General features: G+C 35.3%; 6 protein-coding genes. 1 reads left to right on the forward strand and 5 read right to left on the reverse strand.

Annotated features, from left to right (window positions below; genetic code table 11):
• The first annotated feature begins 60 nt into the window (after nt 1–60).
• The gene (locus IQ237_RS11240) at nt 61–939 is read left to right on the forward strand and encodes a hypothetical protein (RefSeq protein ID WP_194055111.1); all 879 of its coding nucleotides are present in this window, start codon (nt 61–63) and stop codon (nt 937–939) included.
• Between the two features lie 19 nt (nt 940–958).
• Here the strand turns inward: IQ237_RS11240 and IQ237_RS11245 are convergent, their stop codons facing one another.
• The 5 genes from IQ237_RS11245 to groES form a co-directional block, all read right to left on the reverse strand.
• A complete protein-coding gene (locus tag IQ237_RS11245) occupies nt 959–1363 on the reverse strand; it encodes a type II toxin-antitoxin system VapC family toxin (RefSeq protein WP_194055113.1) in 405 nt (134 codons plus the stop codon).
• Nucleotides 1364–1657: a hypothetical protein gene (locus tag IQ237_RS11250; protein ID WP_194055115.1), complete on the reverse strand. Its 294-nt coding sequence runs from the start codon at nt 1655–1657 to the stop codon at nt 1364–1366. It lies immediately after the preceding gene.
• A gap of 128 nt (nt 1658–1785) precedes the next feature.
• Complete coding sequence (locus IQ237_RS11255; RefSeq protein WP_194055117.1) at nt 1786–4452, reverse strand: ParA family protein; 2667 nt, start codon at nt 4450–4452, stop codon at nt 1786–1788.
• Nucleotides 4453–4599: 147 nt separating this feature from the next.
• The gene (gene groL, locus IQ237_RS11260) at nt 4600–6237 is read right to left on the reverse strand and encodes a chaperonin GroEL (protein WP_194055119.1); all 1638 of its coding nucleotides are present in this window, start codon (nt 6235–6237) and stop codon (nt 4600–4602) included.
• A gap of 169 nt (nt 6238–6406) precedes the next feature.
• Nucleotides 6407–6718: a co-chaperone GroES gene (gene groES, locus IQ237_RS11265; protein ID WP_096572532.1), complete on the reverse strand. Its 312-nt coding sequence runs from the start codon at nt 6716–6718 to the stop codon at nt 6407–6409.
• Between the last annotated feature and the right edge of the window lie 97 nt (nt 6719–6815).

Consider the following 6815-nt stretch of genomic DNA (forward strand, 5'->3'; position numbering starts at 1 on the left):
CCGTTGCATATTAAACTTATGTTAATGTGTAATCATTAAAACAAATCCGATAACTGCATTATGGTAAACATAATAAACATAATCAATACTAGCATCTTATCTTCCATCACAGATACAGTTTCCCAAAGTTGGCAAAATACAAAAAACTTTGTCACAGACACAACAGGAAAAACAGTTAATACACTGACAGAAGTTACTAATAAATCATTAAATAGCTTGTCAGAAACAGCAGAAAAAACAAATCAATCTTTAACTGAAACCGTCAAAGGTGTAGCAACTACAGTTAGTGATTCTACAGGAAAAGTAGTTAATAAAATAACGGAAACAGTAACTCAAGCTAAAGATAATTTCACTACAACTACATCCAGTGTAATTGATAATGTCAATGAAGTAAAAAACCAAGCTGTTGACAGTATTACTGAAACTGCTAAACAAGCAGGAAATTTAACTAATTCAGTTTCTAGCGCAATGGAAAGTGCTATTGATAACTTTTTCAATCATCAATGGGATGCTATGACAACTTGGATTAATAATCATCCTACACTTTCTTGGATAATGAAATTATTAACGTTAGCAGTTAATCATCCTGTTATTACTGCTTTCATGATATTTTTAGGTATTTATATAATCTGGAAAATCTTTCAATTATTTAGTAAAATATTGGATCAAGGTTTGTTATTTACCTTGAAAACTCCTCTCAAGTTAATTTATGCAATGTTTTCTTTTGGGTTTAAGAAGATATCTAAGTTATTATTTTCTGGGTTAAAAATTAGAAAATCAGAAGATAATAGTTTGATATTGAATAATGCAATTGCTGATAATATCAGTTTAGATACAAAGCAAGAAATAACAAAGCTGTTGATGAGATTGGAAGCTGTGAGAAAAGAAGAAAATGAGATTTTAGAAAATCTGACTGCACTCTTAGCAGAAAATAAGTAAGATTTTATTTCTTTCTTAACTAAGAAATTAACCAATTTTCTAACTGTAAATCTTTAACTCTAGTTAAATCAGAATTATGAGAAACTATAATTAAATTATGAACCATAGCAGTAGCAGCTATCAAAATATCTGCATCCTGAATAATTTTACCTTTATTAGTTAAATCAGCATGAATTTCTGATGCTTTTTGAAAAATCCTTAAATCATCTAAAAATAAAACAGGATAATCTTGACAGAATTGTGCAAACAAGGCTAATTTTTTAGTGGCATTGCTTCTTAAAAGTCCTCTTTGTACTTCATAATAAGTTATACCACTTATAGCAATCAATTCACCTCGACGACGCATTTCTGTAATTTTTAATGCGACTTGTAAATTTTGCTTGAGCGATGCAGAAACAATATTTGTATCTAATAAATAACCCATTTAACTACCACGCTTTACAGATTCATCAAAAATTTGCATTTGTTCTGGAGTAAGATCATTCAGCATTCCTGAGACTAAATGTAAGGATAAAATACTTTTAATTCGTTTAGTTAATGATTCTTCGGAAATGCTGTTGACATCAGGGACAGATGCTGGATCGAAGTTATGATTGATGTTGTCAATCATTTCCTGTCTATTGAGATTTTCTAGGTAAAGAGGATTATTGTCAATTAAGTTGTTAACAATTGCAGTTAATTTTTGATAATTGGATTGTTGGTTAATACTTTGAGTCATGGTTTAATCTCCTGAAAATTATATGGTTTTTGGATAAGATATATCATCATTATAACATTGATAATATGTTTGATAGTCCAATTGATTAACTTTCGTGTGACTGTGAATTGATAGAAATCAAAATATTTCTATACAGCACCTTTTTTGATCATTTCAAATCCATAAACATAGATATCAGCAACTTTATATCTTTTTTCTCTTTCTCGCCATGCAATCACACCAATTTCATTTAAAAAAGAAGCAAATTCTTCAAATTCTGCTATATTTTGTGCTGATTTTTCCCATAGAGTAGATAATTCTTCTTTAGCTAAAAAAGCTGATTGTTGTTTGAGAGAATCAAAAAATCGAGTAAGATGAGGATATTCTTCTTTAATTTCATCACATCGTTGTTTTGAGGCTTTCTGCAATCCAATTTCTAAAGACTTACTGCGTAATAAACGATCTGTTGGTGTTTGAATTGATGATTTACCTTGATAACTTAATTCTTGCTCTTTTGCACCTGCTAATAAAATGCTTAAACTGCGAGGAAAGGTAGTACCACTAGAATCGGTTAATCTTGCATGAACCCATCGAGATACATATTTAGCTTTGTCTCCTTTTCTCCGACGACTTCCCCAAAGTAATTCTAAGGCTTTATCAATTATTTCTTCACTAGCTTGATCTATACTTTCCACAGCAATAGGAGAAAACCTATCTACCAAATTCTTAAAATCAGGTGATTGTATTACTTGACGCAAAGCTAATCTTAAAAAATCAACCCTATTCCATTGTAAAATCAGATCACGTCCAGTAAAATGACTCTTATTATCAAAAATTAAACGATTCCATATATCCTCTCTCAAGAAAATTTTAAATCTAATTTCTGTTAATCTGTTAGCATCACAAGATTGAACTAACTGGAATAATCCCGATAATGCAGATTGTCTTACTTCTCCCGCTTCAGAAAAATCTTCATCTAAATCATCATAAAGAAACCAAATTTTCTGAGATTTATTTTTATATTCTTCATGAACAATAATGTTGATAGCATCTTTAACTATCAGCCGTAGTTCAGATGTAGATAATTCTAACAAAGCATTAGTATTTTCAGCTTGCCATAGTTCTGGATGTAGATTATTAAAAAGTGATTTGATAGGAGTAAATTTTTCGCCTTTCTTTCCTTTAGGGAAGGTAAATAAATTTTCTTGATAACATCTGAGTAATAAATAAGCTCGCCAAAATGCTTCCCAAGTGCCACTATTTTCCTGTAAACGCTGATGAATAATCTGAAAGTCATCACGAGATGGACGACTTTCTTTAAATCTCCCATGTGCTGATATAAATATAGTGTTATCTAATCTACCACGAGCTAGTTTTTTAGCAAAATTTTCATGTTTAAGAAATAGCCAGTATAATGCAGTTTTACCTGTTCCTTTTCTTCCTCGAATTAAACAAGTTGCATGATCTAAGAATTTATCAAAATCATTTGTACGCTGAAATAGTAAGCTTAAATCCTGTCTTTGATCCGCAGCATTTACTTCAGGAAAGTGTAAACTTTCAATAATTTTCCAGCGTGTTTCTGAATTGGTTAAAATATTTGTTCTTTCAATTTCGTCGGTTTCTTCATCAATCAAATTGACAATTTTATTATAGTAATCCAGGAAAGAACTAACAGGGTAATAATCAGCTAAAGAAATAGTTGTAAGATAGGGAATTACCAAAGGTTCTGGTATTTCTAATTGGTCATTATCATCTATTTCAGATTCTTCATCTGTGGCTATTTTAATTTCATTTACAAATGATTGATAAATTTCATTTACTTTATCAGGTTTTGTAACGTCAGGAACAGGAGAAAAAACAAAGTTGATGGATAGATTTTCTAAGGTATTTAGTGAATTTAATAGTAATTTTATACCTTGTTTATTTTGTTCATTAGGGAAAAGAAATATAATTGCTTCGTCAGCAGCTTGAATTAATGATAAAGCACCCCATTGATTAATTCCGGTGCGAGAATCAATTAATATCACATCAGGTTTTAACTGTTCATAAATTTCTCGTTTGAAAACAGACCATAAATTTTCATTACCATCAATAACAGTATTAGCATGGAGATCATCAACCTTAGAAATATAATCAAGACTAAGACAACCAGCAGGAACAACAAATAATCTTCCCGTAGCATTTGGTATTCTCACTTCACCAAATATGTGAGTAATTAAAATACTTGGATCTACGCCTTCTGGTAAATAGGAACGCTCATAAAAATAGTCAACAATTCCATATTTTGGCTGTGGGTTGAGGTTAAATGCTGTACTTAATCCTGGTGCTTCTAAATCTAAATCTACAGCTACAACTTTACGCCCTCTTAATGCTAAAATCCAAGCTACATGAGTTAATGCTGTAGTGCGTCCTACTCCACCTTTAAAAGAATAAAATGTAACTGTTCTAGGTAAACTAGGTTGACGTTGAGGTAAATTTAATTGATTTTGTGGGTTTGCTGCTTGGATAGCTAAATCTTGCCAGGTTTGGATTAAAGTTATATCAGAAATTTCTGGCGGTGAAATATTAAGTGAATCTGCTTCTTGAGGTGTATATAGAGATAGAAAACCAGGAGATAAATGAGGAACTTGTGATTTAAGTAAATTAAAAATTTGTTCTTTACGCTGGGGAATAGATAAACTCAAAAAAGCATTACTGACAATAGTTAAATTTAATAAGCCTGATGTAGAAATATTGATATCAACCCATTCCTGGGAGTTATGTACATATTGATTTACGATTTCCTGCTTGAGTAAAAACTGCCAATTTTCCTGCATTTCATCACCTCTTTAAAGTAGATTTTACGATAAATTGCTTATTTATTCTTAGTTTCCTCCTCTCTGCGTCCTCTGCGCCTCTGCGTGACATAAAAAAAACAGCCGCCCCCCAACGGAAGCGGCCATTATTCAAACTAAAAACCGATATTAGTAATCGAAATCTCCGCCACCCATACCAGCACCAGCAGCAGGAGCAGCATCTTTAGGTTCAGGCTTATCAACAACAATACATTCAGTTGTCAACACCATACCTGCGATAGAAGCAGCATTTTGCAATGCAGAACGAGTTACCTTAGCAGGGTCAACAATACCAGCTTCCAACATATCAACAAATTCGTTGCTAGAAGCATTGAAACCAATGTTGAAATCTTTCTCTTTCACTCTTTCAGCAATTACAGCGCCGTTTTGACCAGCGTTTTCTGCAATTCTCTTCAGAGGAGCAGGTAAAGCACGAGCAACGATTAAAGCACCAGTTAACTCTTCATTAGCCAAGTTGCTGTTAGCCCAAGTTTCCAACTGAGGAGCAAGGTGAGCTAAGGTTGTACCACCACCAGGAACAATACCTTCTTCTACAGCAGCTTTGGTAGCGTTGATAGCGTCTTCCAAGCGCAGCTTCTTGTCCTTCATTTCGGTTTCGGTTGCTGCACCAACTTTGATTACAGCTACACCACCGGACAATTTAGCCAAACGCTCTTGTAATTTTTCCTTGTCATAGGAAGATTCGGTTTCTTCCATCTGACGGCGGATTTGTTCGCAACGAGCTTTAACACCAGCTTCGTTACCTTCAGCCACAATGGTGGTGCTGTCTTTGGTGATGGTGATGCGGCGAGCTTTACCTAAACCATCTAACTTGGTGCTTTCTAACTTCAGACCAGCATCTTCAGTGATAACTTGACCACCGGTGAGAACGGCGATATCTTCTAACATCGCTTTACGGCGATCGCCAAAACCAGGAGCTTTTACAGCAGCAACGTTGAGTACACCGCGTAAACGGTTAACAACCAAGGTTGCTAAAGCTTCTTTTTCGATATCTTCAGCGATAATAACCAGGGGTTTACCTTGACGTGCAACTTGCTCAAGTACAGGTACTAAATCTTGTACCAAAGCAATTTTCTTGTCGGTGAGCAGAATGTAAGGATCATCAAAAATCGCTTCCATCCGTTCTGCATCGGTAGCGAAGTAAGGGGAAATATAACCCTTGTCAAAACGCATACCTTCGGTAATTTCTAATTCGGTGGTCATGGACTTTCCTTCTTCCAAGGAAATTACACCTTCTTTACCCACCTTATCCATAGCTTGGGCGATCATGCTGCCGACTTCATCATCGTTACCAGCAGAGATAGCACCAACTTGAGCGATCGCCTTAGAATCTTCAACCTGACGAGCGTGTTCAGCAATTTTTTCTACTAGGAAAGCAGTAGCTTTATCAATACCGCGCTTCAACAGAATCGCATTAGCGCCAGCAGCTACGTTCCGTAAACCTTCTTTAACAATTGCATGAGCCAAAACGGTAGCGGTGGTAGTACCATCACCAGCAGCATCATTAGTTTTGGAAGCAGCTTGACGAATCAAAGAAACGCCAGTGTTTTCAATATGGTCTTCTAATTCAATTTCTTTAGCAATAGTTACACCATCATTAACGATTTGTGGTGCGCCAAATTTCTTCTCTAAAACTACGTTACGACCTTTGGGACCAAGGGTGACAGCAACAGCTTCAGCCAGAATATCAATACCACGCTCAAGGGCGCGACGGGCGTTTTCGTTGTAAATAATGCGCTTTGCCATAATCTGTATAATTCTGGAATTGGTTATTTGTTGGTTGTCAATTTTCTGTTTTCAGTTTTGAGGTGGGGTGTGATTTGATATCAATCCAAAATCCAAAATCCAAAATCCAAAATCCAAATTTTGACTTTTGACCTTTGACTTTTGAATTGTTTGACCCCTCATCACTCAATTAGCTGACTACTGCTAGAATGTCTTTCTCAGAAAGCAATACATATTCGTCAGTGCCGAGCTTAACGTCAGTGCCAGCGTACTTGGAGTACAGCACTTTATCACCGACTTTAATTTCCAATTCTTGACGGCTACCGTCATCATTCCGCTTGCCAGGTCCAAGGGCTACTACTTCACCTACTTGGGGTTTTTCCTTAGCGGTGTCGGGCAAATATAGACCACCTGCGGTCTTTTCTTCAGCGGCGGTCACTTTTACAAAAACGCGATCGCCTAAAGGTTTAACTGTGGATACGCTTAGAGATACAGCTGCCATAATTTTTTTCTCCAGAGTTAGCACTCTCAACTCCTGAGTGCTAATCTACCGAAAATCAACAACAAATGGCAACAATCTTTTCTGTACGGGTTTCCGA

This window comes from Sphaerospermopsis sp. LEGE 08334, assembly GCF_015207205.1.
Lineage (GTDB): Bacteria > Cyanobacteriota > Cyanobacteriia > Cyanobacteriales > Nostocaceae > Sphaerospermopsis.